The 24,020-nt window shown below is 65.9% G+C and carries 29 protein-coding genes and 2 pseudogenes; 17 read left to right on the top strand and 14 right to left on the bottom strand.

What is annotated here, in order from left to right; all coding sequences use genetic code 11:
• Positions 1 to 94 precede the first annotated feature (94 nt).
• On the top strand, positions 95 to 2,383 hold the full coding sequence (locus AB4Z47_RS26355) for an MMPL family transporter (RefSeq protein ID WP_441954617.1): 2,289 nt from the start codon (positions 95 to 97) through the stop codon (positions 2,381 to 2,383).
• A 229-nt stretch (positions 2,384 to 2,612) separates the two neighbouring features.
• Here AB4Z47_RS26355 and AB4Z47_RS26350 read toward each other — a convergent pair whose 3' ends face one another.
• Positions 2,613 to 3,377 carry an SDR family oxidoreductase gene (locus AB4Z47_RS26350; protein WP_441954615.1) on the bottom strand — a complete coding sequence of 255 codons (765 nt, stop codon included), beginning with the start codon at positions 3,375 to 3,377 and terminating at the stop codon, positions 2,613 to 2,615.
• Positions 3,378 to 3,548: 171 nt separating this feature from the next.
• On the opposite strand from AB4Z47_RS26350, the gene AB4Z47_RS26345 reads away from it, so the two are divergent.
• The 3 genes from AB4Z47_RS26345 (at position 3,549) to AB4Z47_RS26335 (ending at position 5,874) form a co-directional block, all read left to right on the top strand.
• Complete coding sequence (locus AB4Z47_RS26345) at positions 3,549 to 5,180, top strand: ABC-F family ATP-binding cassette domain-containing protein (protein ID WP_441954613.1); 1,632 nt, start codon at positions 3,549 to 3,551, stop codon at positions 5,178 to 5,180.
• Positions 5,181 to 5,261: 81 nt separating this feature from the next.
• Positions 5,262 to 5,495, top strand: a complete 234-nt coding sequence (locus AB4Z47_RS26340; RefSeq protein WP_357261623.1) for a helix-turn-helix domain-containing protein — start codon at positions 5,262 to 5,264, stop codon at positions 5,493 to 5,495.
• Positions 5,464 to 5,874 (top strand): dihydrofolate reductase family protein, encoded by a 411-nt coding sequence (locus AB4Z47_RS26335; RefSeq protein ID WP_441954611.1) that lies wholly within the window; start codon positions 5,464 to 5,466, stop codon positions 5,872 to 5,874. The genes AB4Z47_RS26340 and AB4Z47_RS26335 overlap by 32 nt, the downstream gene beginning before the upstream one ends.
• Here AB4Z47_RS26335 and AB4Z47_RS26330 read toward each other — a convergent pair.
• The 3 genes from AB4Z47_RS26330 to AB4Z47_RS26320 all read right to left on the bottom strand — a co-directional run bounded on the left by AB4Z47_RS26330 (position 5,868) and on the right by AB4Z47_RS26320 (position 8,159).
• Positions 5,868 to 6,797, bottom strand: coding sequence for a hypothetical protein (locus AB4Z47_RS26330; protein WP_441954609.1), 930 nt, complete (start codon positions 6,795 to 6,797; stop codon positions 5,868 to 5,870). The genes AB4Z47_RS26335 and AB4Z47_RS26330 overlap by 7 nt on opposite strands.
• Positions 6,798 to 6,841: 44 nt before the next feature.
• Positions 6,842 to 7,297: a hypothetical protein gene (locus AB4Z47_RS26325; RefSeq protein WP_441954607.1), complete on the bottom strand. Its 456-nt coding sequence runs from the start codon at positions 7,295 to 7,297 to the stop codon at positions 6,842 to 6,844.
• Positions 7,298 to 7,745: 448 nt separating this feature from the next.
• Positions 7,746 to 8,159, bottom strand: coding sequence for a cupin domain-containing protein (locus tag AB4Z47_RS26320; RefSeq protein ID WP_441954663.1), 414 nt, complete (start codon positions 8,157 to 8,159; stop codon positions 7,746 to 7,748).
• Between the two features lie 158 nt (positions 8,160 to 8,317).
• Here AB4Z47_RS26320 and AB4Z47_RS26315 point away from each other — a divergent pair, with 158 nt between their 5' ends.
• The 4 genes from AB4Z47_RS26315 to AB4Z47_RS26300 all read left to right on the top strand — a co-directional run bounded on the left by AB4Z47_RS26315 (position 8,318) and on the right by AB4Z47_RS26300 (position 12,489).
• On the top strand, positions 8,318 to 8,824 hold the full coding sequence (locus AB4Z47_RS26315) for a MarR family winged helix-turn-helix transcriptional regulator (RefSeq protein ID WP_441954605.1): 507 nt from the start codon (positions 8,318 to 8,320) through the stop codon (positions 8,822 to 8,824).
• Between the two features lie 149 nt (positions 8,825 to 8,973).
• Complete coding sequence (locus tag AB4Z47_RS26310; RefSeq protein ID WP_441954603.1) at positions 8,974 to 9,768, top strand: hypothetical protein; 795 nt, start codon at positions 8,974 to 8,976, stop codon at positions 9,766 to 9,768.
• Between the two features lie 155 nt (positions 9,769 to 9,923).
• Positions 9,924 to 10,988: an IS630 family transposase gene (locus AB4Z47_RS26305; RefSeq protein WP_441954601.1), complete on the top strand. Its 1,065-nt coding sequence runs from the start codon at positions 9,924 to 9,926 to the stop codon at positions 10,986 to 10,988.
• Positions 10,989 to 12,060: 1,072 nt separating this feature from the next.
• Positions 12,061 to 12,489 (top strand): hypothetical protein, encoded by a 429-nt coding sequence (locus AB4Z47_RS26300; RefSeq protein WP_441954599.1) that lies wholly within the window; start codon positions 12,061 to 12,063, stop codon positions 12,487 to 12,489.
• An 84-nt stretch (positions 12,490 to 12,573) separates the two neighbouring features.
• Here AB4Z47_RS26300 and AB4Z47_RS26295 read toward each other — a convergent pair.
• Positions 12,574 to 13,050: pseudogene (locus AB4Z47_RS26295) on the bottom strand (ATP-binding protein); the annotation flags it as partial.
• A gap of 123 nt (positions 13,051 to 13,173) precedes the next feature.
• Between AB4Z47_RS26295 and AB4Z47_RS26290 the strand changes: the two are divergent.
• The 3 genes from AB4Z47_RS26290 (at position 13,174) to AB4Z47_RS26280 (ending at position 15,190) form a co-directional block, all read left to right on the top strand.
• Complete coding sequence (locus AB4Z47_RS26290) at positions 13,174 to 13,956, top strand: ISL3 family transposase (RefSeq protein WP_441954597.1); 783 nt, start codon at positions 13,174 to 13,176, stop codon at positions 13,954 to 13,956.
• A gap of 488 nt (positions 13,957 to 14,444) precedes the next feature.
• Positions 14,445 to 14,738 (top strand): transposase, encoded by a 294-nt coding sequence (locus tag AB4Z47_RS26285; RefSeq protein WP_441954595.1) that lies wholly within the window; start codon positions 14,445 to 14,447, stop codon positions 14,736 to 14,738.
• 305 nt (positions 14,739 to 15,043) lie between these two features.
• Positions 15,044 to 15,190 (top strand): hypothetical protein, encoded by a 147-nt coding sequence (locus tag AB4Z47_RS26280; RefSeq protein WP_441954593.1) that lies wholly within the window; start codon positions 15,044 to 15,046, stop codon positions 15,188 to 15,190.
• A 116-nt stretch (positions 15,191 to 15,306) separates the two neighbouring features.
• On the opposite strand, the gene AB4Z47_RS26275 is transcribed toward AB4Z47_RS26280, so the two are convergent.
• Together AB4Z47_RS26275 and AB4Z47_RS26270 are read right to left on the bottom strand one after the other, a co-directional pair.
• A complete protein-coding gene (locus AB4Z47_RS26275) occupies positions 15,307 to 15,522 on the bottom strand; it encodes a class I SAM-dependent methyltransferase (RefSeq protein ID WP_441954591.1) in 216 nt (71 codons plus the stop codon).
• Between the two features lie 7 nt (positions 15,523 to 15,529).
• A pseudogene (locus AB4Z47_RS26270) lies at positions 15,530 to 15,610 on the bottom strand (hypothetical protein); the annotation flags it as partial.
• Between the two features lie 609 nt (positions 15,611 to 16,219).
• On the opposite strand from AB4Z47_RS26270, the gene AB4Z47_RS26265 reads away from it, so the two are divergent.
• The 5 genes from AB4Z47_RS26265 (at position 16,220) to AB4Z47_RS26245 (ending at position 18,846) form a co-directional block, all read left to right on the top strand.
• Entirely contained in the window at positions 16,220 to 16,588 is a 369-nt protein-coding gene (locus AB4Z47_RS26265; RefSeq protein ID WP_441954589.1) for a hypothetical protein, read from the top strand.
• A 133-nt stretch (positions 16,589 to 16,721) separates the two neighbouring features.
• On the top strand, positions 16,722 to 16,871 hold the full coding sequence (locus tag AB4Z47_RS26260) for a hypothetical protein (RefSeq protein ID WP_441954587.1): 150 nt from the start codon (positions 16,722 to 16,724) through the stop codon (positions 16,869 to 16,871).
• 57 nt (positions 16,872 to 16,928) lie between these two features.
• On the top strand, positions 16,929 to 17,360 hold the full coding sequence (locus AB4Z47_RS26255; RefSeq protein ID WP_441954585.1) for a DUF4260 family protein: 432 nt from the start codon (positions 16,929 to 16,931) through the stop codon (positions 17,358 to 17,360).
• Complete coding sequence (locus tag AB4Z47_RS26250; RefSeq protein ID WP_441954583.1) at positions 17,353 to 17,880, top strand: TetR/AcrR family transcriptional regulator; 528 nt, start codon at positions 17,353 to 17,355, stop codon at positions 17,878 to 17,880. Before AB4Z47_RS26255 ends, AB4Z47_RS26250 begins: the two co-directional genes overlap by 8 nt.
• 393 nt (positions 17,881 to 18,273) lie before the next feature.
• A complete protein-coding gene (locus AB4Z47_RS26245) occupies positions 18,274 to 18,846 on the top strand; it encodes a hypothetical protein (RefSeq protein ID WP_441954581.1) in 573 nt (190 codons plus the stop codon).
• Here AB4Z47_RS26245 and AB4Z47_RS26240 read toward each other — a convergent pair.
• From AB4Z47_RS26240 to AB4Z47_RS26210, 7 genes are all read right to left on the bottom strand, one after another.
• Positions 18,843 to 19,403 (bottom strand): hypothetical protein, encoded by a 561-nt coding sequence (locus AB4Z47_RS26240; RefSeq protein WP_441954579.1) that lies wholly within the window; start codon positions 19,401 to 19,403, stop codon positions 18,843 to 18,845. The two genes, AB4Z47_RS26245 and AB4Z47_RS26240, sit on opposite strands and share 4 nt — an antisense overlap.
• An 86-nt stretch (positions 19,404 to 19,489) precedes the next feature.
• Entirely contained in the window at positions 19,490 to 19,777 is a 288-nt protein-coding gene (locus AB4Z47_RS26235) for a hypothetical protein (protein ID WP_441954577.1), read from the bottom strand.
• A complete protein-coding gene (locus tag AB4Z47_RS26230) occupies positions 19,774 to 20,358 on the bottom strand; it encodes a hypothetical protein (RefSeq protein ID WP_441954575.1) in 585 nt (194 codons plus the stop codon). The genes AB4Z47_RS26235 and AB4Z47_RS26230 overlap by 4 nt, the downstream gene beginning before the upstream one ends.
• Complete coding sequence (locus AB4Z47_RS26225; protein WP_441954573.1) at positions 20,325 to 20,900, bottom strand: DUF4158 domain-containing protein; 576 nt, start codon at positions 20,898 to 20,900, stop codon at positions 20,325 to 20,327. The genes AB4Z47_RS26230 and AB4Z47_RS26225 overlap by 34 nt, the downstream gene beginning before the upstream one ends.
• Positions 20,901 to 21,236: 336 nt before the next feature.
• Complete coding sequence (locus AB4Z47_RS26220; RefSeq protein WP_441954571.1) at positions 21,237 to 21,572, bottom strand: hypothetical protein; 336 nt, start codon at positions 21,570 to 21,572, stop codon at positions 21,237 to 21,239.
• Between the two features lie 20 nt (positions 21,573 to 21,592).
• Complete coding sequence (locus tag AB4Z47_RS26215; protein ID WP_441954569.1) at positions 21,593 to 21,811, bottom strand: AAA family ATPase; 219 nt, start codon at positions 21,809 to 21,811, stop codon at positions 21,593 to 21,595.
• 382 nt (positions 21,812 to 22,193) lie between these two features.
• The gene (locus AB4Z47_RS26210) at positions 22,194 to 22,829 is read right to left on the bottom strand and encodes a TetR/AcrR family transcriptional regulator (RefSeq protein ID WP_441954567.1); all 636 of its coding nucleotides are present in this window, start codon (positions 22,827 to 22,829) and stop codon (positions 22,194 to 22,196) included.
• A 37-nt stretch (positions 22,830 to 22,866) separates the two neighbouring features.
• Here AB4Z47_RS26210 and AB4Z47_RS26205 point away from each other — a divergent pair, with 37 nt between their 5' ends.
• A complete protein-coding gene (locus tag AB4Z47_RS26205) occupies positions 22,867 to 23,553 on the top strand; it encodes a 2-oxoglutarate/malate transporter (RefSeq protein ID WP_441954565.1) in 687 nt (228 codons plus the stop codon).
• Positions 23,554 to 24,020: the final 467 nt, after the last annotated feature.

Here is a 24,020-nt window from a genome sequence, read left to right as displayed (position 1 = left end):
CCGCGTTGCTAGGATTCCTGGGCGCTGGCGCACGCATCCGGCCCCCGGTGTCGAGGGGTCGGAGGTGTTCGGCGTACCGGTGTGCTGTCGTGGTGTGCCGGACAGGTTGGCCGAACCGGCGACACCGCGGGAGTCCGAGGACGGTGCGGCGGAACGAGTTAGGGGAAACGCAGTGTTCGAGCTGACCAGGCGGCGCAGCCGGTGGATCCTTGGCGCCTTCGCGGTGCTCGCGCTGGTGATGGGCACGCTCAGCGCGACATTGTTCGACAAAGTGCAGGGCGGGGGCTACATCGACTCCGATAGCGAATCCAGCCAGGCGGCAAAGGTCCTCCGCGAAACCTTCGGCCAGGCCACCCCGAACCTCGTGCTGCTGGTGCAGACGCGCGCGTCGGTGGACGACGACGCCTCGGCCGCCGCCGCGACGAAGCTGGTCACCGAGCTGACGTCCGCCGCAGGCGTCGCAGGCGTCACCTCGTACTGGACCGAAAAATCACCCGCGCTGCGCAGCACCGACGGCACCAAGGGCCTGATCATGGCCGGCATCCGCGGCGATGAAGCCGAAGTCGAGAAGCGTGTCGGCGATCTCGCCGACCGTTTCGGCGGCACGCACGGCCCGCTCGAGGTACGGGTCGGCGGCTACGCGATGCTGCTGCACGAGACGGTGCAACAGAGCGAGAAGGACGTGGTCCTGGGCGAATCCATCGCTCTCCCGATCATGCTGGTCGCGTTGCTGCTTGTCTTCGGCGGTCTGGTCGCGGCCAGCCTGCCGCTGGTCGTCGCCATGGTCACCGTGCTGATCACGATGGGCGCGTTGTGGCTGATCGCGAGTGTCACCGACCTCGCGGCGACCGCGACCGACGTCGCCGCCCTGCTCGGGCTCGGCCTCGCGATCGACTACAGCCTCCTGATCATCAGCCGCTACCGCGACGAACTGGTCGCCGGGCAGCAACCCGCGGCCGCAGTGGTCGCGACGATGCGCTCGGCGGGCCGCACCGTCGCGTTCTCGGCCGTCACCGTCGCGGTCGCGCTGTCGGGTCTGCTGTTCTTCCCACCGCTTGCCGTGCGGTCCATGGGGTACGCGGGGCTCGCGGTCGCGGTGATCGCGGCGATAGTCGCGTTGACCGTGCTGCCCGCGATCCTCTTCCTGCTCGGCACCAGAATCGACAGCGGAAGGCTGTGGTGGTTCCTGCGCGCCGCGCGGCCCGCCCCGGGCGAGGGTGCCTGGCATCGCCTCGCCCGGTTCGTGATGATGCGGCCGGTGCCCATCGGCATCGCGATCACCGGGCTGCTGCTCGTGCTCGGCGCGCCGTTCCTCGGCGTGCATCTCGGCTTCCCCGACGAACGTTCGCTGCCGGAGTCGATGAACAGCCGCCAGGTCACCGAGACGATCCAGCGCGATTTCGCCGCCACCGAGCAGAACGGGCTGTTCGCCGTGCTGCCCGAGAGCGCTTACAGTGCAGCAGGGTTGGACGCCTACGCCAGGAAGCTGTCGAAGATCGAGAACGTCCGCCGGGTCGACACCTCCACCGGCAGCTACAGCCACGGTGGCCTGCTCGCCGCACCCACCCCGGCCGATGATCGCTTCCGCGCGGTGAACGCCGCCTACCTCGCGGTGGTTCCGGACACCACCGATCCCGTTGTGCTGGACCGGATCGCGGGCGACGTTCGCGCCGTACCCGCCGCCACGCCGGTCTTGGTCGGCGGCGTGGCCGCGGCGAACGCGGACGCGATCGACTCGGTGATATCGGCGCTGCCGTATGCGCTCGCCTTCGTTGTGCTGATCCTGCTCGTCGTGCTGTTCTTGCTCACCGGAAGTGTGGTGCTGCCGCTGCTCGCGATGCTGCTCAGCGTGCTGAGCTTGACCGCGACCTTCGGCGCGCTGGTCTGGGTCTTCCAGGACGGGCACCTGTCCGGGTTCCTCGGCTTCACCGTCACCGGTGACCTGCCGCCGACGGTGCCGGTCATGTTGTTCGGCGTGGCGTTCGGCCTCGCCATGGACTACCAGGTGTTCTTGCTGGCCCGCATCCGCGAGGAGTATCGGCGCACCGGATCCAACGCGCTGGCCGTCACCTCGGGACTGGAACGGATCGGCCGGATCGTTACGGCGGCGGCGGTGCTGATCTCGCTGGTGTTCCTCGGCTTCCTCGCCTCCGACATCACCTTCATGAAGGCGTTCGGCATCGGCTTGCCGCTCGCGGTGCTGATGGACGCGACCCTGGTGTGCGGATTCCTGTTGCCCGCGGCCATGGAGTTGCTGGGCGACTGGAACTGGTACGTGCCGGAACCGTTCCGCAAGCTGTATCGACGATTCGGGATCGAGGAGGGGCCGTCCGCGCTCGTGCCGCCCGATCGAGCGGAGTGGCGCCAGCCCGTCCGGCTCTGATCTGCGGTCTCCGGTCGGGTAAGGCCGGGCGCGGAGCCTGCGGAGCCCGCACGGGTGGGTCGACCGCCCGGGAGCGACAGCGATGAAGGAGGTTGTGGTGGTGACACGGTAACCGCCACCGACGAGGTCGACGCGAAGGCGGTGGAGAAATAGCTGCCCTACCGGCACGCCGACACGTTCGGCGCGCCGGCGTGTCGATAGGGCGGTTTGCCTGCGTGCGGGCGGATCGTCACAGTCCGCCGGTGGACAGCAGCCCGCCGTCCACCCGCACCGTCTCGCCGGTGATCCACGCGGCCTCGTCCGAAACCAGGAACCCGATCAGCCGCGCCACGTCCTCCGGCGATCCGAGCCGCTTCATCGGGTAGACGCTCGCGGCCTGCTCCTCGTCGGCCGAGTACAGCGCGTCGGCGAACTTCGTCTTGATCACACCCGGAGCGACCGCGTTCACCCGGATTTTCGGCCCGAGCTGCCAGGCGAGTTCGTCGGTAAGTCGGATCAGTGCGGCTTTGGACGCGCCGTAGGCCGCGATCACGCCGGTGGAGCGGATGCCAGCCACGCTGGCCACGTTGACCACGGCGCCGCCGTGGTCGCGCATCCACGCCTGGTATGCCTCCTGGATATAACCGAGTGCCGCGACCACATTGACGTCGAAGATCTTGCGCACCGCGTCCAAGTCGGCCTCCATCAGGGAGCCGAACACGGGGTTGATGCCGGTGTTGTTGATCAGGACGTCCAGCGAACCGAACTCCGCGACCGCGCGCTCGACCGCGGTCGAGCGATCCTCTGCGACGCCTGAGTTGCCTACCAGCGCGATGACCTGGCCTTGGTAGCCCAAACCGCGCAACTCGGTGGCCGCCTCCTCCAGCGGTTCCTTCTTGCGTGCGGTGATCAACACGTTTGCGCCGCGGCTCAGCAGCTCCGCCGCAACCGCCTTGCCGATGCCCCGGCTGGCCGCCGTGACCAGAGCGCTCTTGCCCAATAGATCGGTACTCATGCCATGGCACGCTAGCGCAGCCGTCGGTCCATTCCGTTACCGCAGTCACATGCGCGAGGCTGGATGGCGGGGCGGCCGTTCGTCCCGGGTAAAATCGGTGGTTCTTGTGCGCGTCGGGTCGCACAATCGAGCAGCAACCGTCCAGCACCACCAATCCGCGAGGAGAAGTTTGTGATCACCGCGACCGACCTGGAGGTCCGGGCCGGCGTCCGTACCCTGCTGTCGTCCCCAGGACCGGCGCTGCGGGTGCAGGCAGGCGACCGGATCGGACTGGTCGGGCGCAACGGTGCGGGCAAGACCACCACGCTGCGTATTTTGGCGGGTGAGGGCGAGCCGTACGCGGGAAAGATCCTGCGTTCCAGCGATATCGGCTATCTGCCGCAGGACCCGCGTGAGGGCAACCTCGACGTGCTGGCCCGTGACCGGGTGCTGTCCGCGCGCGGCCTGGACACGCTGATCCGCGACATGGAGAAGCAACAGGCGCTGATGGCCGAGGTCGCCGACGAGAAGGAGCGGGAGAAGGCGGTCCGCAAGTACGGCAGGCTGGAGGAGCGGTTCTCCGCGCTCGGCGGCTACGTCGCCGAGAGCGAGGCGGCGCGAATCTGCCACAGCCTCGGTCTACCCGACCGGGTGCTCGGCCAGGCGTTGCGCACTCTGTCCGGCGGTCAGCGCCGCCGAATCGAATTGGCGCGCATCCTGTTCGCGGCCTCCGACGGTAGTGGCGGTCGCTCGGACACCATCCTGCTGCTGGACGAACCCACCAACCATCTGGACGCCGACTCGATCACGTGGCTGCGCGGATTCCTGCAGAACCACGACGGCGGGCTGATCGTGATCAGCCACGACGTCGAGCTGCTCGCCGACGTGGTGAACAAGGTGTGGTTCTTGGACGCGGTGCGCGGCGAGGCCGATGTCTACAACATGGGCTGGAAGAAGTACCTGGACGCCCGTGCCACCGACGAACAGCGCCGTCGGCGCGAACGCGTGAACGCCGAGAAGAAGGCGAGCGCGTTGCGCGCGCAGGCGGCCAAGCTCGGCGCGAAGGCCACTAAAGCTACTGCGGCACAGAACATGGCCAAGCGCGCCGACCGCCTGATGGCCGAACTCGACGATGTGCGCGTCGCGGACAAGGTCGCCAGGATCAAGTTCCCCGAACCCGCGCCCTGCGGCAAGACACCGCTGATGGCCGAGAACCTGACCAAGGTCTACGGCTCGCTGGAGATCTTCACCGGTGTCGACTTGGCGATCGACCGGGGTAGCCGGGTCGTGGTGCTCGGGCTCAACGGCGCGGGCAAGACCACGCTGCTTCGCCTGCTCGCCGGGGCGGAGCAGCCGACCGCAGGCGCATTGCTGCCCGGGCACGGCCTGAAGGTGGGGTACTTCGCCCAGGAGCACGACACCCTGGACGACAACGCCACCGTGTGGGAGAACATCCGCCACGCCGCCCCGGACGCTGGTGAGCAGGATCTGCGCGGACTGCTCGGTGCTTTCATGTTCTCCGGTCCGCAGCTGGAGCAGCCTGCGGGCACTTTGTCGGGCGGTGAGAAGACCCGTCTTGCGCTGGCCGGTCTGGTCTCCTCGGCGGCGAACGTGCTGCTGCTGGACGAGCCGACGAACAACCTCGATCCGGTGTCGCGGGAGCAGGTGCTGGACGCGCTGCGCACCTACGCGGGCGCGGTCGTGCTGGTGACGCACGACCCGGGCGCAGCGGAGGCGCTGTCTCCGGAACGGGTGATTCTGCTTCCGGACGGGACGGAAGACCATTGGTCGGCTGAATACCTGGAACTTATTCAGCTCGCGTGAGTTTCATCACACGAACCCGTTGATCATGGCCTGCTGAGTGCTTAGCCTGGAAAGACGCTGCTCGGCGACTCGGAGGAAGCCATGAGCGACAGGCCCACGCAAGGCAAGGCCACATTGGGAAAGGGCACACGTGTCACCGGGAAGTCACGCGACCGCCTACAGACCCAGCTGAAGAAGCAATACGAGGCGGGTGCGAGCATCCGGTCACTGGCGCGGTCCACCGGCCGTTCCTATGGCTTCGTCCATAACGTGCTGGTGGAATCGCATGTGCAGCTCCGCAGTCGTGGCGGAGCCAATCGCCGCAAGAGACAGTAGGTGTCCCAGTAGATGCCGAACCGGCGTCGGTGGTGAGGATTTTCGCCGGTCCTGCGACGAATTCGCGTCCGGCGGGCCGGCCCGACCCGACCTGCCGAGACAGCCCACCCGCCGGATCGGCGCCGATCTGCCCGGCGAGGTCGCGGACCTGAAGAACAGCCCAGGCAAGCCGGTGGTGGTGTTTGCCAGTGTGCGCACGGCACGGGGTTTCCTGCGCCTCGACGCGGCGGATGAGCTTCGGCTGCTGGTTTTTCCGATACTGCTCCGCGCGGGCCGTCGGGTGTTCGATGAGGTCGCGCCGCGGCAACTGCGGCTCGTGGCTGCCGTTTCGTTCCCGAAGTCGGGTGTGGTGCGGCAGAGCTATCGCCGGGATCAGTAGCCCGCCACCATGCCGTCGCCGTCGACCAGGAGGTTGGCCAGGCTGCGGAAGATCGGCAGGCCGGTCTTGATCTCCAGGTAGGCGAACTGGCCCTGCGGGTTGACCTCGAGGAAGTAGTACTCGCCGTCGCGGCCGAGGCGAATGTCGAGGACGCCGAAGGACAGTCCGAGTGCGCCCATCAGCGTCGCGAGCGACTTGCTCACCGCGGCGGGCAGGTGGTCGGGCACGAAATCGACCGAGGTGTCCAGGCGGGAGTCGACCTTGCCGACACCGGCTTGCGAGTCGATGCGCACAGTCCATTCGACGCCGTCCACCCAGACCACACGCAGGTCGCAGGAGGCATCGACATAGTCCTGGAAGGTGGTCGGCGCCGAACGGATCGCGGCGAGCCTGCCGAAATCGTCTCTGGTGATGATCCTGGTCTCGGCGAACTCGGCCCGGCTGGTGCCGGTTCGCTTGTAAACCACCGGGCCCGGCCGGGATTCGATGAAGGCACGAGCCTCCTCCGGGTCGTTGGTGATCAGCGTCTCCGGCACGGTGAACCCAGCCCGCAGCGCCGTCTCCAGCTGTACGATCTTGCGGCCCGCGGTACGGTCGGCGCCGGGATCGTTGACCCAGTAGGCCGGGATCGACCAGAGCAGACCCTGAATGAACCCGTCGCATTCGGACTGGCGAAAGTCGTTGTCCGAGGCGCGTACCCCGGCGGGCACCCGAGTGGGATGCGGGCGCCGCCACCACACCGATTGGACGTCGTCGAGTCCCATCAGGTGTGAAAGCGAGCGCGCGGTACCGAGCCGGTCCAGCCGGAAACTGCCGGCCTCGCGCGGAAAATCGCGTAGATCGAGCTGAATCGGGCTGAGCCCGTGGTGTTCTCGTAACGTCGCCGCCATCGCGGAGCCGTGCAGATCATCGGATTCGGACACGATCAGGACCGAACCCTTCCGGCGTGCCGCCATGTGCCGGCCGTTCAGTCGAGGCTGTCGCAGTTGATGCCGTCGTCGCTGCCGTCGAACGATTTGGTCTGGCAGTAGGTGAACGTCGTGCCATTCGACCCGGGGCAGTCGACGAGTTGCATACGGTCGGCCCAGATTTCGGTGAGCTGGCGGAGTTGGTCGTCGCCCAGCGCCTCGGACGGCGACTCCGGGATGGTCATCGGCCGATCCACCAGGTCGATGCGCAGTCGCCGGGTGAAGTCGGCGGTGGCGCCGGCGCGGATGTCCACAAGCACCGGACGGCCGTCTTGATCGGGGTGTGGCGCCGCGGAATCCACCACCCGCAGCACGTCGGACCGACAGAACGTCCACGTTCCCTCGGCGACGCGCACGGTGATCTCGCGTTCCGATTCCGCGACCAGCAGACCCTGGAGCGGAGGAACGCGATCACCCTTCGGCGCGCTCCCGGGAAGGCGAATTCCGTCGGTCATAGCCGTTTCTCCGATCTGCTCACGATTTGCCACGACCCCCTGGCCTGTGCGCGATCATATCGCGGGAAGAGCGACGATCGGTTGGGATCGAGAGATTTCACGGCCGGTGGCGAACCGAATTCCGGTGTGAGAGGCGCTAGAGCCGAAAGTTTTTCGGCAGGCCCGGAATTGTTTCGGAGCAATCTTATAGCTATCTCAATGTGGTGCGAGATCGGTGCTCATAGCGCGGGATTGGCCGCCGCGCTTCCGTGCGTACCGTCGTCGGACGCCGAGTGGGTCCGGGCGATCGGCGAGTTCGGTGCGCCGTTCGTCCGGTGACGCCAGAAGTTTGCGGGCGGACGGATCGAGCGGTCCGAGGGCGATGGCATCCGGGTTGTGAATATCCGCCCGCGGCGCCGTTGTTCCGAGTGGCTCCGGCGGATCTGTCATCGTTGCGGTGGCCGGCCGCTCAGCGTCGGTTCGCGTTTCGTTCGGCCCACCAAGCTGGGGCGTCGACGAAGTGGTTGTCGAACTCTTCCTGGGACGCCGCGAGATCGGCGAGCGTGGATTCGCCCTTGGCAATCCGGTCCAGTAGCCGGAAGTACTCGAAGCGCTGTACGCCGGGCGTGAGCGCGATCATGATGCGCGCCGAGCTGTCCGGCGTGGCGCCGAAGGCGTGCGGCATGAACTTCGGCACGACGATCGAGCCGCCTGCCTCGACCGTCACGATCCGATCGCCCGCCAGTAGCTGCAGTTCACCGTCGGCGACGTAGAACAGCTCGTCGGACTGAGTGTGGTAGTGCGGCGTCGCGCCGTCGGCGCCGCGGGCCATGGTGACTTCGAGGGTGCTCAGCGCGCCTCCTGCCTCCTCGGCGTCGATCAGCAGGCGCATGGTGACCGACTCGGTGCCCAGTGTCTCGGCGTCCTGTGCCTGGCGGATCGCGACGTCTTTACGCGGGGTGGTGATCATCTCGGACTCCAGTTGGTTCGGTGATTAATAATTCGCTATCGAACTATATACCGGCGAATAGAATCTTGTCCATGACCGAGCAGATATCAGATCCGATCGACGAGATCGTGGCGCAGTGGCGATGCGAACGACCGGATCTCAACCTGGAGGCCATGGCCGTGATCGGCCGTCTCGGAAGGCTGATGGTGGTGGCGCAGCGCGAGATCGAGGCGGTGTTCGGCAAGCACGGTCTGCAGCGTGGCGAGTTCGATGTGCTTGCGGCCCTGCGCCGTTCGGGCGAGCCGTTCGAACTGAACCCATCGGTGCTCGCCGCTACGCTCATGCTCTCGCGCGCGGGCATGACCGGGCGGCTGGACCGCCTGGAGGCGGCCGGTTTGGTGCGTCGCATCGCGGACGCCGCAGACCGCCGCGCGATCCGGGTCGCCCTCACCAGCGCCGGGCGGGAATTGGTCGACATCGTCGTCACCGAGCACACCGCGAACGAAACCAGGTTGCTGTCCGTGCTCCCCCCGGGGGATCGGCGCGAACTGGACCGGATCGTGCGGGTGCTGCTCGGCAACATGGAGTCGGGCGAGTAGCCACCCGGGCGTTCTCCCGTCGGATCTCGCTTCCGCGTGGCGAAACGCGTGTCGCGATGAGGTTGCCCGTTACTCGGGACGCGCTGTGCCGCAGGGATCTACCTTGGAATTCCGTACCGAAGGTCGGTGCGGTGCGCGAGGAGGTCACGATGATCGACATCATCACGTTCCGTGGCACCGGTGAGCCTCGGAACCCTGACGGCGCGCCTGCGGGCATGTTGCACTACGTCACCACATTGCTCGACACCGACCGGTTCAGCTCTTTCGAACCGGACTGGCCCGCCTCGGTGGGCCCTGTGCCGAACGGAGGGGGCCCCTCGCTGGACACTTCGGTGCGGCTGGGCATCGCCGCGGGGGTGCGGGCGATCCAGGAGTCACCGAATGTCTGTGGTCTGCTGAGCTATTCGCTCGGCGGGATCTGCGCGAGCCGGATCCTGGAAGGCGTCCGATCGGGAAAGTACAAGAACACCGATGGCACGCCGCTGGAAATCGCGTTCGTGGTGAACATCGCCAACCCGCTGCGCCGTGCGGGAGAGTCGGTCGGAAACCTCTGTGCACCATCGACTTTCGGCTTGCATGGTCAGCATGGCTCCTGGCCCGCTTCCGTGGCGGTCCGCGAGTACGCGAACCCTGGCGACATCATCACCGCGTCTCCGGCGGACTCGCCCCTGCGCATCATCGACGCGGGTGTCTCGCCGTTCTCCTTCGTCGAGGGCGCCCGCATCGGCGACGTCGCGCCGTTGATCTTCGCCGAACTGCTCGAAGTGCTGATGCGGGACCCGATCGCCAACCTCGACCGCTACGCCACCGCGGTCCGCGGCGTCGTCGGCTACCTGACCCCGCCGCCCGACGGCCAGCATGTGCTCTACGCGGCGCACACCATGCCAGGCACGAGTGCTCTCTGGACCACGCACGCCGCGGAGTACATCAACACGACGTACTGAAGACTCCCTCCGCTACCACTGACGCTCCCCGCTTCTCGCCCAGATCTACAACGGGACGACTGATTTCGCACGCACATGGGTAACTCCATGTACTCGCATCGAACTAGTGGGTCGCTTCCGAAGTAGTTGGGCGATGGTTTCTGGTTGAATGCGGTGTGCGAGCTGCTCGTCTGGTGTTGCGTGACGGTGATCGGGAGATCCTGCAGGGCTGGATTCGGTCGAGGTCGATGAAGTCCGGGCTGGTGTTGCGGGCCCGGATCATCGTGCTGGCTGCTGATGGGGTGGCTCATGCCGAGATCGCGCGACGGTTTTCGATCTCGCGGCAGACGGTGATCAATTGGCGGACTCGTTACCAGGCGCATGGCTTGGTCGGATTGAACGACGAGGACCGTTCGGGCCGGCCGCGGACGTTGGATCGGGACAAGCTGATCACGACCACGCTGACGCCGCCGCCGCGTAAATATGGTGTGACGCATTGGAGTTCGCGTCTGCTGGCCGATCACCTGGGTATCGCTCACGGCACGGTGTCGAAGGTGTGGCGTGAGTACGGGGTGCAGCCGTGGCGGGCCGAAACGTTCAAGTTCTCCACCGACCCGCAACTGGCGGGCAAGGTCACCGACATCGTCGGGCTGTACATGAACCCACCCGAGAACGCGATCGTGTTGTGCGTGGACGAGAAGTCCCAGATCCAGGCGTTGGACCGGACGGCGCCGATGCTACCGATGCAGATCGGGATGCCTGAACGCCGAACCCATGACTACGTCCGTCACGGCACCACCACCTTGTTCGCCGCTCTCGAGATCGCGACCGGCAAGGTCACCGGTGTCTGCAAACCGCGCCACCGCCACCAAGAATTCCTGGCCTTCCTCAAACATGTCGCCCGCGCCTACCCGAGCCGCGAGCTGCATCTGGTGATGGACAACTACGCCGCCCAYAAGAAGGCCGAGGTCCGTGACTGGCTGGCCGAAAACCCACGCATACGAGTGCATTTCACACCGACCTCGGCGTCCTGGATGAACTTGGTGGAGGTGTGGTTCGGCATCATCGAACGCCAAGCCATCCACCGCGGCACCTTCCGCAACGTCCGCGAACTGACCATCAAGATCCGCGCGTTCATCAACGGCTGGAACCCCCGCGCTCACCCCTTCGTGTGGACCAAGACCGCCGAGCAGATCCTCACCAAGGCCCACCGTCCAGCAACTTCAAATACGGCCCACTAGGGAGCGATGGGTGTCGTTGTCAAGAGTTGGCAGCGTTGGGTGTCGCTGGTTCAGAGAGCTTCTGAGCTGCGGATACATTCAAATCCTGCCCCGTTCTGGCTGTGATGTCGATTACGAGCGTTGGCGTGCGTGGGTGTCGTTGGTTGACGTCAGCCATTAAATGGCGGGTTTGATGACAAGCCACGACGGCTGGCCAGCAACCATGCCGGACATGAGCGATCGGACGAGAGTGCAGTTTTGCCATCGCATGGGCGTCGATCGCCTGCAGTTGGCCCCTGTCGTAGGTTCGTGCCCTGGGCACGGCACGCAAAACATGGGCAACTGAAAAGCGCCTGGTCATCGTGGGTACGTATCCCGTCTGAGAGATCGTGATGCCCTGCGTGGTGGTCCCAACTGGTCCTGCGGGCCTGCTTGATTCGCGTAGGAGCGTGACGAGTCCGGGTGTTCGCTGCGGGTTCTCAAAGGCCGCAGCGGTATTCGGTACATCTCCCGGGCATCTGGAATGAGGCGTTTTGGAGTGGACCAATTCGATGCTCAAATGAATGAACATTGACCCCTCTACCACTGGGATGCAACCGTCGGCGGTCACGGTATTTCGGCGTTGCTGGATATCAGGCGAATGCACCCGTCGCGTGACGGCTGGCCGGCGACAACTCCGGCAGCATCCCGAGACTCCATGTCTATTCTTCGGGCTGCTGGACTCGGTGATGCGGTGACCTTTGTCTCTGCTCAGTGACGGCGCGGAGCGAGATGTTCGAACCAGGAGTCGACCACGAGTTCACCAAGGTGGCGACGCGGTCGAGAAGAGGTGGTCTGGGTGTCGGAGCGCCCGTCGCGGTCCGTGTGTTGCGGGCGCGACCGTGGGCTACGAACCTGCTGATGCGCGTGTCGGACCGGTTCGAGGGCTGGTGCGGATGGCTATGTCAACCTGAAGTGGCCCCGCCGTGACGGGTTGAACTGGCCCCGGCTCGGGTGGTGTGGGTGAGATTCAGCTGAGAGCTATGGCATCGCCGACAGGGGGAAGTCGGCCTGTCCTGTGAGATGGCGCTGGGCGATAGTGTTGGTGATCGTGATGTCAGGACGAACAGACTGGGATCGGCCACACGCGTTCGCGGCGACGAGCACGGCGGACGGCCGAGATCGCGCAACGCCTATCGTCCTTGCCGCTATCTACGTCGTGGTCTCGGTCTTCTTCGGGCCGCTCCTGTTCGCGGGCGGTGGTGACTTATGTGATGGTTCCTATGGACTATTCGATTCCGGCACACCTGGGGCACAACTCACCCCAGAGGTCAGGCATGTTCTGATCTTTCAAGTCGCTGGCGCGACCGCCATGCTCACCACAGGGTGCTTCCTGCTGGCGTATCTCTGGATGCGCCGCCACCACATGAGCCGACTCGCGCTCACGCTGAGCAGCCTCGGAATTGTCGCGATGATGATCGGGTTCAGCGTGATATTCACGTCCCTGGCCCCAGGGGGCCAGGTGTGCCAACTGCCCAATTAGTGCTACGTTCCTCAAACGTAATCGATGACGACCGCTTCATCGCCCGCGGCTCCGGCAATCCTCCCGACCAACCCCGCCCGATAGTCATTTCCCCTTTCCAGCGTTTTCGGTGCTCACCCCACCTCGTGAGCGACGGGTCGTGGTCGAGGAGCTCTGGCCCGGTCGTGTTGCGGCGTGTTGTGTTTTGGAGTGGGCGAGTCGGTAGCTGTCGGTGCCGGTGTGGATGATGGTTCCGCCGTAGGTGAGTCTGTCGACGATTGCGGCGCAGAGGCGTGGATCGGTGAAGGTTTTCGTCCATCCGGAAAAGGCTTCGTTTGATGCGATAGCGACGCTGTTCTTTTCCTCACCTTCGGTCAATACTTGGAAAAAGAGTTCGGCTCCGCGTTTATCCAGTTCCATGTAGCCGAGTTCATCGATGCATTAAAGGTCCACTCGCCCCTAACGGTTGATGGTTTTGGCGAGTTGTTTCTCGTCGGCGGCTTCGACGAGTTCGTTGACCAGTTTCGTGGCGAGGGTGTAGCGGACCCGGTAGCCTTTTTCGGCTGCGGCGGTGCCCAGGGCGGGGACTGTCTGAGATCTGGCTCTGTCGCATTTTCGGTGGTGATTCGTTGATCTTGACGGCACGATGTTGCGGTGTTCGAGGTGAATGTTCCTGCTGCCGTGGTGTTTTCGGGGTTGTCGCCGATGGTGGTGGAGGATGCGGTCGACGATGGGCATCGGGTCGTGGTGTGGGCGCGGACGCCCGATGCTCCGGCGGCGTGTCCAAGGTGCGGTGCCGGGTCCACACGGGTGCACGGCTATCATTGGCGCAGGCTCACCGATGTGCCGCTCGACGGGCGTCCGGTGATCGTGAACGTACAGGTCCGCCGACTGGTCTGTCCGACAACGTACTGCTGCAACACCTTTCGTGAACAGGTGGCCGGTGTTCTGGAACGCTACCAGCGCCGCACGACACGCCTGACCTGGCAGGTGCAGTCGGTGGTGCGGGAACTCGCCGGACGAGCCGGCGCCCGATTGCTGGAGCGGTTGTCGGTCCGGTTGTCCCGACATACCGCGGTGCGGGTGCTGCTGGGAATCCGCTTGCCGCAGCGGTCGATCCCGGAGGTAGTGAGTGTCGATGATTTCGCGTTGCTGCGCCGACACCGGTATGCCACCGTCGTGATCGACCCGGTGTCCCACGACCGCATTGATGTCCTGTCCGACCGCAAGTCCGACACGCTCGCCGCCTGGCTGAGCGACCATCCCGAGGTCACGACCGTGGTGCGGGACGGTTCCACCACCTACGCCGAGGCGGTGCGCCGCGCACGCCCCGGTGCGACCCAAGTGTCGGACCGCTGGCAGTGCGCCATGAGGCGCCTGTGCGCCGTGAGGCGCTGGATATCGAGGGAGGTGAGAGACCTTCTCGCCGGGTTGTCGCAGCAGCCCGGTTGGAGCGGAGCGCAGTCCGACCCGGGAGGTGCCGGGTAGGGCGGGAAGCAGCGCTGACAAAGCCGGGACTGTCCGGGACTACCAGACGGGCAGGGTCCGGCAAGCGAGATCGGACGGCATACGAACAGGAACCAGTAGAACGCTTCGTAAGCGAGGCACCGGCTCAAATCTGGTGGATATGGGCCGGGATGCAGTGCACGACAACCCGTGTGGGTGGTCGACTCCGAAGCCGGCTTGGCGTGCCGGTGGGGAGGCCACGGTGAAAGTCTGCGGCGTAACCGTGGCGATACTGCCGGAGCAAGGCTGGGTGCCAACCCGATCGATCGATGTCCAGTGAACACGGGAACTGCCCGGAAACCGTTCCCGCGGTGCGGAACCCATCCGCAGTGTGGGATAGGCCCGTCGTCGGCTGAGGGTGCCGGGCAGGGCGGAGGCTCCGTAGTAGTCCGAGCGCGCGAGAGGCGCGTACATGGCAAAGGGAGCCAGCAAGTCGGCAGGGAGGAAATTGGAATGTCAGGAGGCCGTTGGTGAATACCGACGAGCTGGCGTTCGAGCTCGCCAGAGCCGAGCGCCGGGTACTGGAGATCCAGACCAAGCTGCACCGTTGGGCCGGTGATGACCCTCGCGAGGCCGGACTACCCGAGCTCGAGCCGTTCCTACGGGGTCTGGACCAGGACCACGACGCTGCGGTCGCCGGCCTGACCCTGCCCTACAGCAACGGGCCTTGCGAGGGCGTCAACACGAAAACGAAGCTGCTCGAGAGGCAAATGTACGGCCGGGCCGGGTTCCGACTCCTTCGACATCGAATCCTGCTGGGATAGAACCGGATCCGTTACCACCGAAAATGCGACAGAGCCAAAATTCCGACACTCCCTGCGGATGCTGGCGACTGTCGCGATGCTGGTTGCGCTGGATCGCGGGGGTGGCGGGCTATAGCGTGGCGGCGGCGCGGATCAGCGCGGACAATGCGTCGAAAATCGTTGTCACGCGTACCGCCGAACGGGTGATCTGCACGGTCTGAAGGCCACCTCTTCTGCCATGGCAGGTCTCGAGATCCCACTCCGCCCGCGATGCCTGTGATATTCGTTACGGCCACAGGGACGCGATTCGACGACCGAGGGGCTCGATGAAACCGCATTACGTGTATCGGTGGGTGAACAATCACGGGTTGATTCGCCTGTTCAAGAAGATACCGCTCCGCCGTGGTGATCTGTTCGCTCAGTTGATCGGCAGCGCGAAGGGTATCGAGAATCCGTACGCTCTGATCGAATGATGGGCGCTCACCCGATACCCGGCGGACTGTGCTGCGGCCGTGTTTTCCTCGGTGGTTCGCAGCGGGTAGGAGTTGGCCCAGAAGGCTCGTGTAGGTGCTGCTGGAGTGCCGGTGGATCACTCGATCTCGGTGACGACCAAAACACCGTCGGGGATCAGCAGTCGACGCCATGCCCGCAGGGCGATGTCGAAGCCGATGTTGTAGACCGCGCCCTCGGCCCAGATCATGTCGAAGCTGTGGTCGGGGAACGGGAGCTGGTCCATCGAGCAGTTGACCGTCGAGATTCGTTCGCTCAGGTCCTGCTTGTGCTGCGGTGCCTGCGAGCTCGTCAAGGAACGGCTGATGCAGGTCCACGGCAACGACGTGCGCATCGGCTTCGCCGGCGAGTAGCAGCGCGGCCCGCCCTGGCCCGCAACCCACGTCGAGCACCCGCGGGCGGGACCCGCCGCGCCCGGCCAGGCGAAGCAGATGGCGGGTGGTCTCGTCGGATCCGGGACCTTGCCGGGGCAGGTTGTGGTGCAGGGCGAAGAAGGCGTCGGTGACGGGGTTGGAGGGAGGTGTATGGTGCGGGATCCTTCAGGGATATCGGCGCGTCCTGGGCTGGCTGCCTGTATGTCTGCAGGCCGGCCCAGGACAACGGGATAGGGCGGAGCGGAGTGTTTCGGCTCGGTTAGATGCCGAAGGGTGGTGCGTAGCGGACGGTGCCGCTGGGCAGCTGTTCGGAGTCGAGGCTCAGTGCCATCAATGCCCCGTCGGGGACATCGATACTGAGCCGGATGCGGTACTCCGATGCGCGGGTGAACCCGAACAGCGCGGGAGGGGCTGCCCGGTGCTGATCGCGACGCTCAACTGCGATTGCCGGCTGGGTGTGGTTACTCGAACCGCCTGGCACACCCCGCCCGTGCCCGCTGGTAGCAGCGCCCCCAGCGGCCGGTCGAGGGTCAAGCCGTCGAGCGTAATCTGCGCCAGCACCGCGTCCCATCGGTGGGCCTGGGCCTGATCGATCACAGCGGAGGATTCCGAGCCGATATGGCAGGACTCGGGCGGGCTCGGCGTTCCGGGTGGAACAGGCGCGCTGACGCGGAGTCCGGGGGCGGTGACGAGCACGACGAGATCATCGTTGGTCAAGGGGACGGCGCGGGCGCGGCCGGTTCCGTCGGTGGCATCATCGGTGGCGTTCGCGTGGGCGACGGATCCGTCGGGCAGATAACCGGTGGCGGTGCGCGAAAGGTACGAACCCCATTCGTCTCGTACCAGGTGTCATCGGTATCGACGATCGTGCCGTCGGGGAAGTGTCGCCTTTCGTCGAGGTTGCCTGCGACGCACGGCGGGATCGGCGTGGTGGACTTCCGAACGGTCACCGACAAGAAGACCGAGGAACGCCCACAGCAGAGGTGAGCACGGCTCGCCGCGCTCGACCCAAGTGCAGGCGATTTACCGTGTGAGAGCGCTGTTCGGTGGTGGACTTTTAAATTTAATAAATATCTGGTATCGGAAGAACTTTAGGAGTGAGATCAGCAGCGGGTTGCAGGTGGTGGAGAACTGGAACTCCGCCAACGGCGGCGTCTTCTACGGCAAGGACTCGCAGCAGGAGTGCTTGCTCGCCCTGAATCCTGCGGGCCGCGTCGTGGAAGAAAAGGTCGGCCGCCCGGGCCGCAGCAGACCCGGACTTGACGGCTAACGCTGTTAGCCCTACGGTGAGCTAACAGCGTTAGCCGCGAGTTCCCGAGGAGTTGTCATGAGCAGCACGCTCGCCCCGAAGGTTCCCTCCGCCCGCACCGGCGTCCGGCGCCGCGCCGTCGTCCGCCGAGCCGGCTGGGGTGTGTGGACCGTGTTCCTCCTCGGGTTCGCCGTCCTGGAGGGCATCAACCACGGCGCCGGCTCCTGGGGCGCCCTCGTCGCCGGCCTCATCGCCCCCGACCTGACGTTCTTCGCCGCGGCCGGCAATCGGGAGCCCGTCCGGCAGGGGCAGCTGCCGTCCTGCGCTGTCCCCTGGTACAACACCGCGCACCGGACGTGGATCCCGCTCGCACTGGCTGTCGCCTACTCCGTTGGCCCGCTGAACGCCCCCGCTCTCTTCACCTTCCTGCTGGCCTGGATGCTGCACATCGCGGGCGACCGGCTGGCCGGCTACAACCTCCGCACTAAGGAAGGGTTCGTCCGTGCCTGACACCCCCACGCGCCGCGAGCAGATCACCCGCGAGGCCCGCCGCCTCCTCGAGGAGGAGGGCCTCGAGGCCCTGACGATGCGCCGGGTCGCGGACGCGGTCGGCATCCGCGCCCCGTCCCTCTACAAGCACGTGCCCGACAAGACCGCCCTCGAGGCGCTGGTCGTGGCGGACGGCTTCGCCGAGCTGGCGGAGGCGCTGGAGAAGGCCGCATCCGGTGCGGCGGCCTCCCGGGGCGCGGCGCTGGCCGCGATCTGCGCCGCCTACCGCCGCTGGGCCCCCCGCCACCCGCACCTCTACCGGCTCATGAACTACCGTCCGCTCCGCCGCGACCTGCTCCCCGACGGTTTGGAGGACCGCCCGGCCCGCCCACTGCTGGAGGCGGTTGGCGGCGACGCCTCCCGCGCCCGGGCGCTGTGGGCGTTCACCCACGGAATGGTCTCGCTGGAGATCGACGAGCGGTTTCCCGAGGGCGCCGAGCTGGACGGCGCCTGGCGCGCCGGTCTCGCCGCGTTCGCGTGACACGGTAACGTCCGACGGGTGATCATTGGTGCGCATGTGGTGCTGTAATCTGCCGATGCGGACGCGAACGGGATCTTGGGGTAGGGGCCCGTCGTCGTCAGCCTGATCCGGGCCCGCCGACGTGGTGTCGACGGGGGAACGTCCGGCCGCCTAGCCGCCTCCAATGAGGGTTCCGGTAGTAATCGCTGTAGAGCCTGCGCGGCGCAGTTTCCTCACGTGGGTTCCAGTGGCGCGAACGACCGCGCCCGACACGGACCCGGAATCCGGCCATTCCGACGTGAGTCTGCCGCTGGCTGCGGCGTCTTCCCGGCATTCCCGACACCAGCGGACCCGTACCATCGGGCTCGACACCATGACCTGCAGGCAGGGTAAGGAAGAGAGTAAGGATCGGCGATGAGTGCGGCAACCGATGTTGATGCCCTGCTGCGGCGGATGCCGCCCCCGCACGACGGCGGCACGGCCGTCGACTGGGAAGCGATGGCTCGGTCGTGGGATCGCCCATTCCCGCCCGACTACCAGCGGTTCATCCAGGAGTACGCCGGCGGAACCATCGAAGACTTCCTGGTCATCGTCGCGCCGCAGCTCAACGTATCGCTGGAAGAAGCCGGATGGGACGGGATGGTTCAGGAGACGCTTACCGCCGAGATTACGTGGGACAGCGCGGACAAGTCTGCCGAGCTGGAAGGGACTTCCCCGCGCCTGATCACCTGGGGAGTCGACTCCTCCGCCGACCTGATGTGCTGGGACGCCTCCGGGAGGATCCGGCAGCGTGGCCGGTGCTCGTGTTCAATCGCGGTTTATCTCGACACCTGGAACCAGGTGATGATGCGGACCTGCTCGGGTCAGATTGGAGTGCTGGTTTGGCGAGGCAGGTCAGCGCATCGAATCACCTTCGTGCGCAACTGCCGACCCTCTCAGGCCTGTTGGCCTTCGTCACTTCAGGCTAGCGGTTTCGTCACCGGCTAGTACCCTGCTCCGATGGGGTGGTCGGGCACTACAACCCCCGCGCTGTTGAAACAGAACCAATACCAGTCGCCGCTGAGGTGATGGGATGCGCCTTTCGCGGGCCGGTGGCCAGAAAGATTGGCAAAGCCACTTCCCATCGAGCAATAGGACCCCATAGGGCCAGTCCTGAAGTAGATGCCGTCGCTGAGGCGTTGCACACCGCGAATGCGATAAAAGCCGAGGCGGTCACCTTCGAACGTCCGTGGATCGACCCCGGCACTCACCTGCTGTGCCGCATCGTCGAAGGCATGCGCCGAGAGGTGCCAGCGCACAGCCATTGGCAGGTCTGCGCTCCATAAAATGGGCGTGAGCGCGATTATCAGTGCGGGAGCAGCCAGGGGTCCGAGCTCAGGTACCCGAAGCCGCCGGGATCGGACTGCCAGGATGGGGTAGACGATGACCACGGTCCACACCACAACCACCACGAATGTTCCCCAGAGGATCAACAACGGTGACAACGACTTCAGCTCGGCGCTGGCCGGCGTGCTCGCCGAGACGAGTATCCCAAGGCAGGCCACGATGGTGCAGACGAGCAGAAGATGTCTGCGAAGCAGTGACCGGTATCGTCTGTTGCCCGGTCAGCTGTTCTCGGTTTGGGCCGTGCTCATGCCGGGAGCCTAGACTCCAGCCTGGGATCGTGGGTGTCGGTGTGTCGCCGCCGGTGAAAGGCTGGCACCGCGCCGGTCTCGCTTATCCAGTCACCGCGGCGGTCCCGGACCGCCCGAACGAACTCCACCGCCTCGGCCACGCTGCGCTCAGTGGTGACCGGCTCCAGCTCGATCGAGTCGACCAGGGTGAACAGCGCCTTGCGGTGCGAGCGGTAGAACCGCTCCAGCAACGGCAGATAATTGTTGCCGTGATGCGCCGCCACCGCCTCGTGCGCCGCGGTCAACTGCTCGACCCCGCCACCGGCCTCGAGCGCAACATCAACTGCCCCGCCCGCTCGAACACACCAGCGCCCGAGGAGGCCGGCGGACCGGCACCGTCATCCGGCACGTCGGCGGGGCCGACGACCTCACGGGCGGCCCCCAGCACGTCACCGAACACCCCGAGCAGCCGCTCGGACTCGGCGCGGTGGACCTCCCGCAGTTCCTCGAGGCGTTCGCGTCCGCGCTTGTGGATCGCCGAGATCCGTTTGCAGAACATGTCACACACCTCGTCGCGGGCCTCGGTCCGCAACACGTGAATCATGCTCACCAGCAACGTCGACCGCTTGTCCTCGCCATACTTGCGCAGATCAGCGACATCGGTCACCCGCGCCTCACCGGCGAAATGCCCGGCCTTTCCCGGCGGCACCCCCTCCAACCACACCTGGGTCGCGCCGAGCGCGTCCAGGGCGGCCAGATGATCCAGACGCTGTCGGAACTTGCCCAGCGACGCCGCCTTCGCCGGTGTCTTCAACCGGTCGAATTCGCTGCGCCGCGCCACCGGATCCACCATCAACAGCCGCGCCAGCCGAGCCCGGTCCGGCACCGGAATCCGGCCTGCGATCGTCGAAAAAAGCCGGAGTTCACCTCCGTCCGGATGCTGGTGGTCATCGCGTCCAGGGTGGTGTAGCCGGGCAGTTCGCACGACTGCCGGACCAACTCCTCCAACGCCACGTTGATCAGATCCGCCGGGTTGTCCTTCGTCAGCGCCGCCGACCGGATCGCCTTCTCCGCCACCGCCCGCACCCGCGCCGGCTCGTACACCACCCCCAGCCGGGTGCGGACGAACTCGCGGTGCCGCCACACCGCCCGCTCCGACTCGTGGCCAGCCACAACCGATTCCGCCACCCCGACAGTGCTGCGCACATAACTCACCACGGCGTCCGGCACCTCGGCCAGCTTCGGGAAATACCCCAACCGCTGATAACACTTCAGCAGCACGACCAACGCCAGCAGATGACCGTCCGACGTGGTCTTCGACCGCGCCCACCCGGTCTCGTCCTCGGACGCAGTGAACGACTCCGCGATCTCCCGCGCCGACACCACACGCTTGAACCGCGGATACGCGGTGCGATCGATCGAAGCCACGAACCCACCCGGAACAAGAACATCAGCAGAGCACCCGAACCCTAATCGGCACCACCCGCCACACCGACACCGGGTCTCCCACCGGCCACTACAGCCTCAACGGCAGGTTTCTGCCGTATTCCGGCCGAACCTCCGATCCGGACGTCGCGCCCAGACACCGCGACGCGACGTCCGAGCTGCGGGCCTGCGTGGCCTAGCATCCCGGCGTCGAGTCCGCGGGCGCGAATCTGCTCGTCGGACCATTCGCAGCGATGATGGACCGCGCCAAAGACGCCATCAGCATACCCACACACTGCTGCCCGGCGCCTGTGCCGGGCGCTCAGTACGGTTGAGCGTTCAGGTCTCGAGGGCTTCGCTGGGGTCTGGCCGGGTCGCGAAGCGGGTGATGGCCACGAGTCCGGGTTGGTAGCCGTGCGTGGTGTCCATGGTCAGCGTGGGCAGTTCACCGACGGCAGGGTCGAATACTGCTTCGGATGTGCTGTCGGTGTCGACCGACCCCAGGAGCTCGTCGCTTCGGGCGCGCCGGTTCGGATTGGTTTCTATACGCTGTTTGATCCGCTCTCGGATGATCGAAGTCGGTGCCGTGCAGCGCAATACGCGAACCTCGGCGACCTCCATGATCGCCTCGAGGCGGGGGTGCCACAGCTCGCCCGGCAGCACCGCCTCGGCCACGGCGGTGACTTCAGCTTGCGCTAAGACGGTGATGATGTCGAAAAAGTGGTCAATGCGGGCCGTTCGAAGGCTGAGCCGAGGCCTGCGGTCCGGGTGGGCGAGTCGGCAAGGGCCATGCCCTGGGTGACTTCGTCGTGGATGATCGCCGGGCAGCCGAGCTCGCGTGCGAGGCTGTGCGCCAGGGTCGTTTTCCCGGTGCCCGGTCGACCGGTCACGACAGTCACGACTGGCGGGGCCATTCCTCAATTGTCCCCCTAGGGCGCGGAAGCATACCCCACCAATGGAACGTCGGGCGGCAGGTCGCGAACTGCGCACCTACCCGTTCGGCCACTTCGACGCCCATATCGGGAAGGGGTTCGAGGCCATAGCCGACGACGAGATCGCCCTCCTCCGGAAGCACCTCGTAGCGATTTGCGCCGGTGACCGGGGATCGAATTGTCCGCGGTGACCGCGAAGGGCGATGCGAGTACATGGCGGCCTCCTGAATTCCAGGCCCGCCTGCAGATTCTTCCGAACCAATTCTACTCGCGTTGCACTCCCAGCATGTCCACGTCGAACCTGTGCCTGGGACTCTGCAACTGCTACTCCCTCGCGACGGCCTCGATTTCGCGCTGTCGCGGTTCACAGAGCCTGGGTCGCGAGCAGTTCGCGGGCCAGGGCAGCGCTCCACCAGCGCTCGATTCGATCCGGTCCCCAGCCGCGCTCCTCGGTCAGCACGGTGAACACGTCGATATTGCACAGCGCGGCATAGATATCCACGGCCTCCTGCGCCGATAGTCCCGGGCGGAGCACGCCGTCTGCCCACCCGGTGAACACCGCGATCCGGGTATCGTCGGCGCGCCGACGGCCGGCCCGGTACTCGGCGGCCAATTCGGGTTCGGTACGACCTGCCTCGCGCAGCAACGCGATCACGTCACCGGCCCGTTCGAACAACCGCCGGTCGTATCCGGCCATGGCCGCCAGTTGACCGGCCGGGCCCTCAGCGGCGTCCAGTTCGGTGATCATCCGCGGCAGATCACCGGAGAGGTCCGCGGCATCGGTGAGCGCCCGGGTCAGCCCGGTCTTGTTGCCATAGGCCGCGTACACCGTCGGCACCGAGACCCCGGCGGCCCGGGCAACCTCGCGCACGGTGGTGCTCGCCCAGCCCCGCTTGACGAAGAGTTCGCGGGCGCAGCGGGCGATCTGTGCACTCGTTTCTTGGGCTTGTGCGGTTCTGCGTAGCGATTCGTATCGGCGCCGTTCCGGTTCACCGTTCATTCTTCCCCTTTTGATTAACGAGACTTATATTCAATATATGCCCAGTAAACCGCTCGACGCCACCTCGCTCCGGATCGCCGGAGCGGCGGGGATCGGCTTCGCACTCCTCATCGTTTCCGCCAATCTGGTCCTCGTACCCGCCGGAATGCCCTCGCCTGGTTCACCACCGGACGAGGCGATCGAATTCTTCCTGTCCCCGAACCAGCCCACCGGTGCGGTTTCGATACTCCTGCCCGCAGTCTGGGCGCTGGCGACCCTGTTCGCTGCGGGCGCCCTCGCCGCGGTGCTGCGCGCCGGCGGGCAGGCCGCATGGGCCTACGCAGGTTTCGCTGGAGTCCTCCTGCAGAACGCCACATTCACAGCAGTGGTCGCAGTGCGCCTGGCCATGTCGACGGTCGACGAAGCGGCGAGCGTGCGCACGCTCTGGGCGTTGCACGAGACGCTGTTCGGGTTCAACGGCACTTTCCTGGCGCTGGCGATGGCCGGTCTGGGCATGGCCGGCTTCGCCGCCGGTCTGCTCCCGCGATGGCTGTTCGCACTCGGATCGGTCGCGGCCCTTCTCCAGTTCGCCGCGGCCTCGTTCACTCCCTTGGTAGTCACCGGACATGACGGCCTCGCCCTGCTCGGCCTCACGGGTTGGTTGCTGTGGGCGGTCTGGCTGTGCGGGTATGGGGTCTGCCTAATCCGCCACTCCCGGAAGACCAACGACAGCACCGGAGCCTGACCTGTCGGTCGCGACGCCTGGCTTTGGGCAAGCGGATTGGCTGGGCGGCTTGCCTGCGTTGGGCCGCCGCCCGCCCTCGCTTGTTCGAGGCGGCGATGCGCGCGGCCCTGGACAGCGAACTCGGGAATGTCCGCACCACCGGTCGAGTACGAAGCCGACTACTGTGCGCATCACACCGAACAACCGGTGAGTGACAGATAACCGGGTGCACGGAACCTGGGGGATTCACACCAACCCAGCCCATTCGTCTGGCGCAAGACAGCCGAGGAAATCCTCGACTCCCTCGCACGATATCTGCAACGCATTTCAGGCGCGGACACTAGTGTGTCGGTCCCGAAATTGCAGCTCTAATTATCTATGGTGTTGGGGTGGCGGGTTTCGGGCGTAGTGATGTCGAGTTCGTACTGGCCGGTGACGAGCGGGACCAGCTTGTCGCATGGTCGCGGGCGGAGTCGTCGCGGTTGGCG

It is taken from the genome of Nocardia sp. 2TAF39, from assembly GCF_052114905.1.
GTDB lineage: Bacteria > Actinomycetota > Actinomycetes > Mycobacteriales > Mycobacteriaceae > Nocardia.
The sequence above is the reverse complement of the archived record's forward strand: the minus strand, read 5'-3'. Positions and strand labels throughout refer to the sequence as shown.